This is a genomic window from Tautonia rosea (assembly GCF_012958305.1).
GTDB lineage: Bacteria > Planctomycetota > Planctomycetia > Isosphaerales > Isosphaeraceae > Tautonia > Tautonia rosea.
This window is the reverse complement of sequence record NZ_JABBYO010000034.1, coordinates 1-12,112: the sequence shown is the minus strand read 5'-3', so window position 1 is coordinate 12,112 and position 12,112 is coordinate 1. Positions and strand designations below refer to the sequence as shown.

Sequence of the window (12,112 nt, the reverse complement as noted above, 5' to 3'; positions counted from 1 at the left end):
CACCGCCACGCCTCTCGACGTGACGCCCAGGACCGCAACGCTTCGAAGTCGAAGGACTGTCGAGTGCGTCGTTCTTACCCATGTGACAATGTCACAAACACGATCGACCGGATTGTCAAAGAAAGACGTCGCCTCGGCGTCACCACCCCTCGCGACGAGACCCCCCATCCCGGTTCAACGGCCGCGCGATCGTCACCGATCGCCCCGCCCCGGCATCAAGGTTTCCCTCGTACGCCGCAAGGCTCCGATCGGTTCGATCGCCCTGCGGCGAATCGCTCTCCGTCCGTGCCCGCGTCGTCCCAGGTGCCTCGCTCAGGTGAGAACGGGCCGCCCTCTTCGAGCGGCCCGCGTCAAGGTGTGACTCACCAGCGACAGGGGATATCCTACCAGAGGACGAAAGGGAGTCAACACCCTGGCCAAAATTGTGAGGAAATGGTGGCGAAAAGATGAGGTCCGGTCGGGACTTACGCATCGGGGCATTTTCAAACGCGCTGCTGCTTTCGTGTCGGGAGCGGCGGCTTGACCGGCCTCTTCGGGTCGTTCTACGATGGGAACTTACGCACATCGCATGCAGGGCGTTCGAACCGAACGATTGAGGCACAACGGAGGGCGATCGCCATGATCGGCCGCATCGGGGGATTGCTGGCGCTCGTCGCCGTCGTGGGGGCAGTGGGCTGCGGGGTGGCTCCGGAGCCAGGGGGGGCGGACGGCTCCTCGGCGGGGGGGGCGTCGGGATCGGGCGGGGTCGTGTTTGTCGGCTTTGATGGGAGTCCTCCGCTGGTTCAGGCGCTGCGCGAGGGGACGATTCAAGGGCTGGTGCTTCAGAATCCACAACGGATGGGGTATCTGGGGGTAAAGACCCTGATCGATCACCTGGAAGGGCGGGAGGTCGAGGCCGAGGTTTCGACGGGAGAGACGCTGGCAACCCCTGAGAACATGGACGAGCCGGAGATCGCGGCGTTGCTCAACCCCGAGAAGCTGGAGCACGGGGCCAATGCCAGTCTCTCCGGAGAGAAAACGCGCACGTGGCGTGTGATGGTCATTCCGAAGGGGACCACGCACGAGTTCTGGCAGACGATTCACGCCGGAGCCAAGAAGGCCGCCGACGAGATGGACGCGGAGATCCTTTGGAAAGGCCCTCAGAAAGAAGACGACCGGCAGCAGCAAATCGAGCTGGTGCAGAACGCGATCGCGCTGGGGGTGGATGGGATCGTCCTGGCGCCGCTGGATGCAAGGGCGCTGGTCGGCCCGGTCGAGCAGGCGGTGGACCGGGGGATTCCGGTGGTCATCATCGACTCGGCCCTGAACTCCGACAAGCCAGTTAGCTACGTGGCGACCGACAATTACAACGGCGGGGCGTTGGCGGCCCGTCGGCTGGGGGAACTGCTGGAAGGGCAGGGCAGGGCGATCTTGCTGCGCTACGCGGTCGGCTCGGCCAGCACCGAGCAGCGGGAACAGGGGTTCCTCGACACGATGCAGAGCGCGTTCCCCGAGGTCACCTTCGTCTCCGACGACCAGTACGCCGGGGCCACGGCGGCCACGGCGCTGGAGAAGTCGCAGCAACTGGTGACGCGCTATCGGGGGCAGGTGGACGGCATCTTCGCGCCGAACGAGTCAAGCACGTTCGGCATGCTCCGGGCGCTGGAAGGGGCGGGGATGCTCAAGGGCTCCCAGTGAAAATGAGGGCATCTTCACCCCGAACGCGTCGAGCGCGTTCGGGGTGTTGCGCTCGCAGGAAGATCTTCCTTTTCCTCCGATCGAATCGTGTCCTCACCTTGACTTTCAGGCGTATAAACGACGTAGGACAGCTCGAGCACCGCGTTGCGTTTCCACTGCGTGAGGTTGTGCTCCAAGACATCGATCTGGAACTTGACCAGGTTTCCACCTTCCGTCTGCATAACGTAGATGCGACCTCTGGTGGCGTCTTCGTCGTCCTTATGGGCGATGGTGAATCCTCCTTTCTGCGGCAAGGTTTCCAGGAGACGGCCGATGCCCTCCTTGTTGAGCTTCGCGAAGGCGTACTGATCACCTTCCAGTTCCTTGACAGCAAACGGCCGACTGAAGCGCAGGAGAAGGTTCCCTTCGTGCGCCGTGGCAGTGATGTCGAAGGGGGCTTGGACGAGCCCGGGGTACTCATCGAGCAGTCCCGACGTTCTGACGTTGTCACTCTCTGCGTCGAAGTCGAGGGCGGACCTGATCCAGTAGTTTTTCCCCTTCCAGTCGACTCTTGGCTTCAACTGGGCGAGGGCGACCTCCGACACGACCTTTTCGGTGTAAATCCCTGGCTGGACGTACGCCACGACCTTCAGCTTCAGGGAATCGCCTTTGCTGACTCCCTCAAGTCGAGCCTCCCAGCCGTCGGGATCCCGGTACCGTTCGGCGGCTTCTTCCAGCTCGACAAAACCTTTCTGTCCGAGATCCGGGTGGAAGACTCGGATCCACTGGAGCGGATACCGGGGCTGGGGGTTCGTGACATTGGCGTAGATCCGAGGCGGATCCAGGAACCAGTTCACATGGACCGCGTTGATGGTCGGCGCCTCGGGATCCGGAGGTTTGTTGTCGTAAACGACGCTGATCGTCTGCTCGGTCGTCTGGCCGGCAAGGTTCGTGACCACGACCTTCTCGGTTCCGTCGAAGACGTAGTACGGATCCGGGATCAAGGCCTGGTAGAACCCGGAACCGGCGATCTCCTCCACCAGGGGCACCGGCTCTTGATTCTCATCCCGAAACGGCGTGCCTTGCTTGTCCAGGCATTCGAGCGAACGGATGCCCTGGTAGTCGCTCACGCACAGGTGAATCCGGCGTGTCCCGGAGTCGGCGTTCACGTAGTGGATGGTCGGGCCGAGATCCGAGGCCTCTCGGGGGGCCCGGAAGATGACACTGGACGCAGGGCCCAGCACCATGTTCATGACGGAGAAGCCCTCGGGCGGCGTCGGGGGCGAGGTGGTGAGATTCCAGCCGTTGACGGCCAGGGTCTCCGGATCAAAGATCGAGGAGTAACCGTCGAGGTTGGTCCGCCGGGTGATGCCCTGGGCGTCTCTGTAGACGAACGAGCCGTCGTTTGCCAGGCCGATCCGCCCGAGCGCTTCCCCCAGCGTGAGACGCGGCAACGAGGTTCTGCCGCCGGCAAAGACGAGGTGGTGGGAGAAGTCGCCATCGCCGATCTCGACACGGATGTTCGCGCTGACGGGAGTACACCGCGCCAGGTACTCGTTGACGTCTCCTGCCGAGGTCCAGCCCTTGGCTCGGTCGGCGAGCATTACGTCGGCCTTCAACTGGGTGACGGACAGGCTGACGGGGGCGCCACGCTCAAGCGCTCGCAGTTCATCGAGTGTGAGCGACAGGGGGATGACACCGACGCCGGTATCGATCGAGTCAATCACCCAGGAAACACCCGGTTCGGGGGGGTAAACCGCTCCCGGAACAAGCAGGTTGATCTGGGCGTTTCCCGGCTCGAAGGTCGCGACGTTGATGCCGCCGATACGCAGGGTGAGGGTCGGAAAGAGGTTGCTTGCGCAGGCGGTTCCATGGTTGTAAACCTTCACCCGCAACTTGATCCGAGCGGCGTCGGTCGGGTTGGTGCAACGGGCTCGGGACCAGTTCGACTCGTCGAGCACCGAGCCACCCACACTGACGGCGTTGCTGGTCGTCTGGGTGTTGGTGAAAGACGCCCCGATTTTGCCCTCGACCTTGTAGCCGGAGAAACCGAGCTCTGCGCTGACCTCGTACGCCTGAGAGCTGATCTGCTGCGTCTCGCGGTTCCAGGTGCTGCCCTTGGTGAGCGCACCTCCCTCGTCGTAGGTGATGTCCTCGTTCAGGGTGACCGAATAGCCTGTGAGCTGAAACACGATGTTCGGATAAGCAGGCACGAGGGGATCGTCGCCAGGAGCCCGGACGGCGACGTCCATGACGGCTCGCGACGCTTCCATGCCATCGGAGTAGGCGTCCTGGTCCGTCGACCACTGAAGCGGGTCGGTAAACCAGTGCGGTGCCTCGGGCTCGGATTCTCGGTTCCAGAGTCGGAATTGACCGGTCGAGGGGTCGAAGGTATAGCCGCCGCGTTCCAGATCGTCCGGGACACCGTCGCCATCGGTGTCGACGGTCGTTCGCGGGGTTTGCGGATCTCCCGAGGCGTTTGCCACAGGCGCCTCCGTTGCCGTCGGGAGGGCTTTCGTGGGAGGTTGGGCCTGGAGCACGCTCCCGATCGCGATGACCAGGGCCGCGACCCGCAAACCGGGCCAGGAGCGTGTGTCGTGTGCACTCATCGTGTTGCCTCCTGAAGGGTCCCAACACAAGAACAAGGCCTCAGGGGGGAGCATTTTTCAACAATCGAATTTTCATACGATGATGAAACTAGACGCTTCGATCCGTCCAGGAGATTTTTCTCGAAGAATAGGAATGTGAGCGACGATCACGGCGAACCGATCGGGTGTGTCAGGGCTCCAATATCTCCGACGGTTGGACACGAAAAAAAGCCCCTTGCCGTGCGAACGCACATGCAAGAGGCCTTCGAGACCAAAGCATCCCACCTCGTCACGAGCAGGAATCCACTTGTATTGTGATTCATTAGAATCGTCAATACAAGTGGATTCTCGCCAATTGTGTCGTCTCATTTCGCCAAGAAACGCACGCAATCACACGAGATGGATCTCCTCCTAACTGCGTCGAAGATCATTCCCCTGGGTTCATGTGGGCACGTCTGGAGTGCAGGGAACTTGGGATGAGGCGGTAATGCCGAAGGGATCACGACAAGTCTGATGGGTGATCGGTTTCCGGGGGCAGACCAGGTGCTTACTTCCTTGAGGAGCCGCCCAGTGTCGACCGGCCGTGAAATGGCGAGATGTTCCGGAGAACGTTGAAATCGAGGGTCTGGCGAAGCCTCGTCTCTTGTCTGCCGCGGGGCGACGAGGCCAGGGCGTGACCTTCCCGATGAGGCCCAAAGCGGGGGTTCGTTGATGTCGAGAAAAGGCGGGGGTCCTCAGGAGCCGAACCGTTCGACGATGAGCTTTTGATAGTTGGCGATGTCGTGCGCGGCGATCCGATTGAGCAGGAAGCCCCAGACCTCGTCGATCGCGGTGGCGTCGAGGCTGGTCTTGGCTGCCTTGCCGCCGAGCTGCTGCATGGCCGAGAGGGTCGCGCCCGACGACTGGCCGCCTAGGCGAACCTCGTCGAGGCAGTGGATGTAGAGGTTGGCGATCAGGCTGATCGCCGGGAGCAGGGGCACGGGGTCGGGGTCGTCGATGTAGCGGTAGATCTTGCCCGGGAACTCGCGGTGGAAGGCGTCGGCCGCCTCCTTGTTGCCGACCATCGGCGCACCGAAGGTGACGACCTGGTGGACGTCCAGGAAGTGTTGCTGGAACCGCCAGGCGGCGAGCAGGGCGAGCGAGCCGCCCAGGCTGTGGCCGGTGACCCACAAGGGCCGGGCAGATCGCTTGAACTCGGCCTCGACCGCCGTGAGCAGTGGGTCCCAGATCTCGGCCAGGGCTTCCATGAAGCCGCGATGGAACCGCGCCCCGACGCCTGCGGCGGCGAAGTCGGTGCCGATGCGGCCTTCGGGGAGGACCAGGAAGTTGTTCGCGTTGGTCAGCAGCCAGTCCTTGAAGCCGTCGAGGCTGGTGGGGGCCTCGGACCCTCGGAAGGTGACGACCAGCTCCGACGCACCCGAGCCGACGTAGGCCTGCGTGTTGTCGACGCTGATGAGCGTGGCCTCAAGGCCCAGCTCGTCGCGGAAGAGGGGCTTAGCCCTGGCCTCGGGCAGGTAGGCGAGTTCGCAGGCGCGGGCCAGATAGAGGGCGTTGTGATCGTCGCCCGACCTGCTGGGGTCGAGCCTCATCGGGGAGGTGCTCATGGGGGGCTCGGCTCCGATTCCGTGTCGGGTCGGTCGTCCTGGGAGGATTCTCCAACGGCGACGGCGTCCCCCTCGGGGGCCGGGTCGGACGGGGAGGGGGCCGGGGGCCTTGGCAAGGCGCGGCGACCGGGCTTGGCCGCGACCCAGGCGGTGAGCGTCTCGGGCGAGACGGCGGTGCCCCGGACGTCGAGGTTGTCGATCGACTCCTTGTCTGCCAGATGCTCGCGGAACCCCGCGTCGGTGATCTGGGTGCGCGCCATCCTGAGGGCCTCCAGGGCGGGGCGCGCCGCGATTGTCGCCAACGCCTCGTCGGTCACGGCCGAGTCATTGAGGTCCAGCTCGCGCAGGTTGTCCATGCCGTCGATGCCGGCGACGACCTCGTCCGTCACATCGGGGTTGGCCATTTGAAGGACAACCGCGTTGCGTCGGGTCGCCAGCGCCGCCGCATAATCGCTGGCCGGGCGGTCCCAGCCGGTGAGGGTCAGGTGCCGCTCGCCGTCGACCTGCCGATCGAGGGGCCCCAGGTCGATCTGCGCTCGGACCCCGGTCCAGGCCAGGGGGATCGCCCCGATGATCAGGCCGATCAGCAGCAGCCCGAGCGGCCACCGGATGCGATTCCAACCCTTCACAATAGCGATCACGAACAGGACCGTCAGCCAGATCATCGCTACGGCCAGGCAGGCCACGGCGACGAAGAAGATGCCGATCGAGATGGAATCGAATCGGGCGACGTCGAGGAAGAACGAAGCCATGACGAAACGCCCCGCGGTGCTGTCTCTGTCGGACGACTTACCTTGCCGTCACCGGCCCTCCTCCGGACCCCGCGCCCGGCTCGTCGCCTCGCCGGCCTCGGTCGCCGGGGCCACATTGTACCGGCGGTCCGGGCTCCAATTCCACAGGCCTGCCGATCGCACCAGGACGGATTCCAGCCAGCCTGTAACGGAGTCAGGGGTTCCGTACCAACCTGGCAACGAGTCACGACTCAACGACGGGAAATCAGGCCACTCCGCTGTCGTCAGGGCATGAACAGCGCCGTACGATGGCCAATGGCCTTTCGGTGGGTTGAGGGCCGAGATTGAGTGACGGAGCGATGGCAGCGAAGCAGGTGAGCCGTGGACGCAACACCGATCGAGATGAAGCCGGATGAGCATGCGCGGCCCTTGCTGGCGATGCGAAACGTCTCCAAGCGATTCGGCGCCAGCCGGGCGCTGGAGGGGGTGGCGATCGACCTGTATCCGGGAGAAGTGCATGCCTTGATCGGGGAGAATGGGGCGGGCAAGAGCACCTTGATGAAGGTATTGAGCGGAGCGTATCGTCCGGATGCGGGGGAAATGAGGCTGGACGGGGAGCCGTATGCGCCGAGGGGGCCGAGGGAGGCGCTGGCGAAGGGGGTGGCGATGATCTACCAGGAACTGGCGATCGCGCCGCACCTGTCGGTCGAGGCGAATGTGATGCTCGGGCAGGAGCGGACGAGGCTGGGGATGGTGCGCAGGGGAGAGCATCGCAGGATCGTGCGCGAGGCCCTGGAGATGCTGGAGCATCTCGATCTTCGGCCCGACGTGAGAGCCGGATCGTTGAGCGTGGGTGCCCAGCAATTGATCGAGGTGGCAAGAGCTTTGGTGTGCGAGGCCAGGGTGATCGTCTTCGACGAGCCGACCAGTTCCCTGACCGAGCGGGACGCGGAGCGGTTGTTCGCGGTGATTGATCGGCTAAGGGAGCGGGGTCTAGCGATCGTTTATATCAGTCATTTTCTGGAAGAAGTGCAGCGGGTGGCAGATCGGTACACGGTCTTGAGGGATGGCCAGGCGGTCGAGCGGGGGGAGATGAAGGGGGCTGCGCTGCGAGGGATTATCGCGGCGATGGTCGGGCGAGATCTGACGGAGATGTTCCCGAGGGTGCCTCACGAGGCGGGGGAGCCGGTGCTCGTCCTGCGAGGGCTGTCCGGCCGTCGCTTGCCGAGACGGGCGGATCTCACCCTGCGCCGGGGGGAGGTGCTGGGGATTGCCGGGCTCGTCGGGGCGGGTCGGACGGAATTGCTGCGGGCGATCTTCGGGCTCGACGAGGTGCGGGCGGGGGAGGTGACGATCAAGCAATTCACCGGTGTCTTGCCGACGAATCCGAGGCGGTCGATTCGCGAGGGGATGGGGTTTCTCAGCGAGGACCGCAAGGAAGAAGGGCTCGCGCTGGGGCGATCGGTCGAGGAAAACCTGACGCTTTCGGCCCTCGGGCGTTATGCGAAGTTCGGCTGGTTGCGGCGGCGATCGCGTCGGCGAGAAACCCGGCGGTGGATCGAGGCGATGCGAATTCGCACTCAGGGGCCGGATCAACGGATCGGAGCGCTTTCGGGGGGCAATCAGCAGAAGGTGGCGCTGGCTCGGCTGCTGCATCAGCAGGCCGACGTGCTCTTGCTCGACGAGCCGACCCGGGGGATCGACGTGGGGAGCAAGGCCGAAATCTACCGAATGATTGGCACCCTGGCCGCCGAGGGGAAGGCGGTGATCATGGTCAGCTCGTACCTTCCCGAGTTGATGGGGGTCTGCGACCGGATCGCCGTGATGAGCCGAGGGGTCCTCGGCCCAGCCCGCCCCGTCGAGGCGTGGACTGAGCACGCGATCATGGAACAGGCCACCGGCGGGGCCGCTCCAATCGGCTAACGTGCCCGAGATCGGGTGAAGGCGAAGCCCCTGGGCAGCCCCAGACGCATAATGGAACGACATTTGCACGAAAGTTTGTCTCAACCGCGTTTGTTGGAGACGATTCGAGGATCATCGGCCCCGGAATCCGCGGGGCACTGGAGCCCTCGACATGGCAAGTTTCCGTCGGGTCAACAAGGCTGCAACGGTTACGGTGATGGGCGTTTCGCTGGGTGAAACGCCGCTGTCCAGCGTCCTCTGTCTCTCCTGCGATCGGGAAATGACGCTGCACCAGCCCGACGACGGGTTTCCCGAACGGATGCTCGCCACCTGTTCACACTGCCGGTTGTGGTACCTCTGGGACTTCGACACCGATTCCAATGAGGCGGTGGTGGTCTTGCTCCCGGATCGCGACTACTTCAAGTCGATCGCCGGCGGCTCAGGGGCCTGATCCTCCCTGCGCCGACTTCTTCAAGACGAGGGGGGATGGTTGGTGAGCCGACCACCCGACCTGCTAGAATAATCGCCTTGACGGCGATAGCGAACGCCGCCTCCTCCCCGCGTGTCCGACCCATCGGGCGGGCACGATCCGCGCCTCGGCCGAGCATCGAGCCGCGGGGCCGCCGTTTTGATGGATCGAACTGAATCATGAGCCAAGCCTCGACGTACTTCATCACCACCGCGATCGACTACCCGAACAGCCGACCGCACATCGGCACGGCCTTCGAGAAGATTGGCGCCGACGTGCAAGCCCGCTTCCGCCGCATGGAAGGCTTCGACACGTATTTTTTGATGGGCAACGACGAGAATACGATCAAGGTCTCGAAGCGAGCCCGAGAGCTGGGGGTCGAGCCGCAGCCGTACGTCGATGACATGGCCGGGCAGTTCAAGGAGGTCTGGCGGGCGCTCGACATCTCGTTCGACGACTTCATCCAGACGAGCGAAGCCCGTCATCACGCCGGCTGCCGCCAGTTCATCCAGGCCGTCTACGATGCCGGCGACATCGACAAGCGCCCGTATCAAGGGCTGTATTGCGAAGGTTGCGAGGAGTTCAAGACCGCCAAGGAGGCTGTCTCCCCCTCCGGCCAGGAGTTCAAGACCATCGAGGAGGCCGCCAGCGGGGGCGGATGTTGCCCGAACCACCCGAACACCCCGCTCAAGATCGTCGAGGAAGAAAATTACTTCTTCAAGCTTTCGGAGTTTCGAGACCGCCTGCTCGCCCACTACGAGGCCCACCCCGAGTTCATCCAGCCCGAGAGCCGCCGCAACGAGATCGTCAACCTTGTCAAATCCGGACTTCAAGACGTCTCGATCAGCCGGAAAGGCTTCACCTGGGGGATTACCGTTCCGTTCGACGAGGAGCAGACGATCTACGTCTGGTTCGACGCGCTGTTGAACTACATCACCGCGCTTGGCTACGGCGACGACGACGCGAAGTTTCAACGCTACTGGCCGGCCGAGACCCATGTGATCGGCAAGGACATTACCCGATTTCACTGCGCCCTCTGGCCGGCGATGCTCATGTCGGCCGCCTTGCCCTTGCCGAAGGCGGTCTTCGCCCACGGCTTCGTCTATCGCAAGGACGACGCCAGCGGCGTCTTGCAAAAGATGAGCAAATCCATCGGCAACATCGTCGAGCCGATGGACCTGATCCGCCAGTTCAGCAGCGAGGGGTTCCGCTACTACTTCATGAGCCAGTGCCCGTTCGGAGGGGACGGTGAGTTCTCGTTCGAGCGCTTCGCCGAGACCTACAACACCGGCCTGGCCAACAACCTGGGGAACCTTTACAGCCGCACCCTGGCAATGACCCAACGCTATTTCGACGGCGCTCTGGAAGGCTCGTCGGCGATCGATCCCAACGCCTGGCGAGCCGAGTTGAACCTACCGGCGCTCGTCGACGACCTTCGCTCGCTCGTCGGCTCGTTTCAGTATGCGACGGCGCTTCAGAAGATCTGGCTTGAAGTCATCGACGCCGCCAACCGCTACATCGAGGCCACCCAGCCGTTCAAGCTCGCCAAGACCGATCCCGAGGCCACGAAGGTCGTGCTCGTCAATCTGGCTGAGGCGCTTCGGGTCGTGGCGATCTTGATCAAGCCGTTTCTCCCCCGAACCGCGGAGATCTTTTACGCTGCCTTCAATTTCGGCGACGCTCAGCCCTGGGACGCCGTCTCCTTCGCCGACGCCGCCGAGCGCCCTGCCGGCCCCGATCTTCGCGTGACCGCTCCGCTGGTCAACGGCAAGGTCTCGCCCTTGTTCCCGAAGATCGACCTGAAGGCCGACGCCTCCTCGTCGTGACGGCTTGCAAACGCTCCGATCGAAGCTCCGCGGCGATCCTCGATTGGGGAAACGCCCCGCCCAGATCGCCGCGAGCCGAACGCCGAGGAACGCTTCAACTCTTGGGGCATCCGCTGCGCCGGGACTGCGACCGCAGGAAGATCGGCCGGGCCGACACCAGGATCAGACCACCGAGCAGGGCGATCGTCAGCGAGGAGGGTTCGGGGATGACCGCCGACCGGGTCTGTGAGAACCGGATGTTGTCGATGCCGAGATTCCAATCGGCTCCCCACTGAAGCTTGATCGTCCCCGCGTGCGAGAAATTCGGCAGGAACGAGCTGTGAGCCGGCCCCGCGCCGAGGATGGTCAGGTCGGAGCCGAAGTTGAACAACAGAGTGTCGTTTCCGTCAACAATCCTCAGGAAGCGGGCGACCCGGTCGACCTGGTTGAATCCCGCGAGGTCGAAGCTCGAAAGGGTCACGGAATAGCCGGCATCGGGCGTGAGGATGATCTCTGCGCCGCGACCGTTCGCGCTAGCCCGGATATTGCATGCCCGGGCCCTGAGGTGAATTGCGCGATGGCCTTACTCCTTGTAGGGTTTGGGTTAGTCCGGTTTTCCTTTGACCGTGCCGGTTGACACGGTTATACCTTCGTGTCGGGAGGACACGGAGGATGAGAGCCTACTCGACGGACCTCCGCGTACGGGTCGTCGCCGCCTGCGACGCCCACGACGGCACCCGCGCCGAGATCGCCGCCCGCTTCTCGGTCAGCGAGGGCTGGATCCGCAAGGTGCTGCGGCAACGCCGCGACACCGGCTCGATCGCGCCGAAGCCGCACGGCGGGGGCCGCGAGGCGGTCTTCGACGCGGAGGCCGCGGCCCGGCTCCGCCAGGCGGTCCGGGACGACGACGCCACGCTGGAGGAGTTGGCCCGGGCCGCCGGCGTCTCCTGCAGCCCCGCGGCGGTGTATCGGGCCCTGCGACGGCTGGGGATCACGCGCAAAAAAAGTCGCGGCGGGCGGCCGAGCAGGACCGGCCGGAGTTGAAGGCCGGGCGGGCCGCCTGGCGAGACGAGTTCGCCAGCGTCGACCCGACCCGGCTGGTCTTCGTCGACGAGAGCGGGGCCTCGACGGCGATGGACCGCACCTACGGCCGGGCCCCCAGCGGGGTGCGGGTCGACGGCCCGGTGCCCCACGGCCACTGGGTAAACGTTCGGCCGAGCCCATGCTTGACAAGGGAGCGATCGATGGCGGTTTGTCGAGGCGGGGACCGAACGGGATCGCGGCCTCACGAGCCTTCGAGGGGAACGACGTGACGAGGGGGCGACTGGGGCCGCGTTTGACGGACTCAGGACCGCTT

The 12,112-nt window shown here is 64.3% G+C and carries 9 protein-coding genes; 5 read left to right on the top strand and 4 right to left on the bottom strand.

Features of this window, described 5'->3' with window-relative positions; translation table 11 throughout:
* Positions 1-618: 618 nt before the first annotated feature.
* The gene (locus tag HG800_RS26520) at positions 619-1,677 is read left to right on the top strand and encodes a substrate-binding domain-containing protein (RefSeq protein WP_169981351.1); all 1,059 of its coding nucleotides are present in this window, start codon (positions 619-621) and stop codon (positions 1,675-1,677) included.
* A 14-nt stretch (positions 1,678-1,691) separates the two neighbouring features.
* Here HG800_RS26520 and HG800_RS26515 read toward each other — a convergent pair whose 3' ends face one another.
* The 3 genes from HG800_RS26515 to HG800_RS26505 form a co-directional block, all read right to left on the bottom strand.
* Entirely contained in the window at positions 1,692-4,265 is a 2,574-nt protein-coding gene (locus HG800_RS26515) for a binary toxin-like calcium binding domain-containing protein (protein WP_169981349.1), read from the bottom strand.
* Positions 4,266-4,978: 713 nt separating this feature from the next.
* Positions 4,979-5,848: a lipase family protein gene (locus HG800_RS26510; RefSeq protein ID WP_206352484.1), complete on the bottom strand. Its 870-nt coding sequence runs from the start codon at positions 5,846-5,848 to the stop codon at positions 4,979-4,981.
* Positions 5,845-6,600, bottom strand: coding sequence for a hypothetical protein (locus HG800_RS26505; protein WP_169981347.1), 756 nt, complete (start codon positions 6,598-6,600; stop codon positions 5,845-5,847). Before HG800_RS26505 ends, HG800_RS26510 begins: the two co-directional genes overlap by 4 nt.
* A 381-nt stretch (positions 6,601-6,981) precedes the next feature.
* Here HG800_RS26505 and HG800_RS26500 point away from each other — a divergent pair, with 381 nt between their 5' ends.
* The 3 genes from HG800_RS26500 (at position 6,982) to metG (ending at position 10,776) form a co-directional block, all read left to right on the top strand.
* Positions 6,982-8,502: a sugar ABC transporter ATP-binding protein gene (locus tag HG800_RS26500; protein ID WP_169981353.1), complete on the top strand. Its 1,521-nt coding sequence runs from the start codon at positions 6,982-6,984 to the stop codon at positions 8,500-8,502.
* 151 nt (positions 8,503-8,653) lie between these two features.
* On the top strand, positions 8,654-8,932 hold the full coding sequence (locus tag HG800_RS26495; RefSeq protein WP_169981345.1) for a hypothetical protein: 279 nt from the start codon (positions 8,654-8,656) through the stop codon (positions 8,930-8,932).
* 197 nt (positions 8,933-9,129) lie between these two features.
* Positions 9,130-10,776 (top strand): methionine--tRNA ligase, encoded by a 1,647-nt coding sequence (gene metG / locus HG800_RS26490; RefSeq protein WP_169981343.1) that lies wholly within the window; start codon positions 9,130-9,132, stop codon positions 10,774-10,776.
* 94 nt (positions 10,777-10,870) lie between these two features.
* Here metG and HG800_RS26485 read toward each other — a convergent pair whose 3' ends face one another.
* Positions 10,871-11,236, bottom strand: a complete 366-nt coding sequence (locus HG800_RS26485) for a hypothetical protein (protein ID WP_169981341.1) — start codon at positions 11,234-11,236, stop codon at positions 10,871-10,873.
* 191 nt (positions 11,237-11,427) lie between these two features.
* Here HG800_RS26485 and HG800_RS26480 point away from each other — a divergent pair, with 191 nt between their 5' ends.
* The gene (locus HG800_RS26480) at positions 11,428-11,799 is read left to right on the top strand and encodes an IS630 transposase-related protein (RefSeq protein WP_169981339.1); all 372 of its coding nucleotides are present in this window, start codon (positions 11,428-11,430) and stop codon (positions 11,797-11,799) included.
* Positions 11,800-12,112 lie beyond the last annotated feature (313 nt).